Raw genomic sequence first — 225 nt, forward strand, 5'->3', positions numbered from 1 at the left:
TGGGATACAAATGGTAAGCTGCTTGCTGACCTCAAAGGGCATCAGAACTATGTCAGAAGTGCAGCATTTAGCCCGGATGGTCAACGCATTGTGACTGCATCAGATGACCGCACAGCCAAGGTGTGGGATACAAATGGTAAGCTGCTTGCTGACCTCAAAGGGCATCAGAAAGAGGTCAACAGTGCAGAATTTAGCCCGAATGGTCAACGCATTGTGACTGCATCA

The 225-nt window shown here is 48.9% G+C and carries 1 protein-coding gene; it reads left to right on the top strand.

All coding sequences use genetic code 11. The annotated features are described in order from the left end of the window. Positions 1-225: WD40 repeat domain-containing protein (locus tag ACM0OZ_RS49470; protein WP_414590259.1), on the top strand; the 225-nt coding region annotated here is incomplete at both ends.

The organism is Scytonema sp. PCC 10023, assembly GCF_963920835.1.
Taxonomy (GTDB): Bacteria; Cyanobacteriota; Cyanobacteriia; order Cyanobacteriales; family Nostocaceae; genus Kalymmatonema.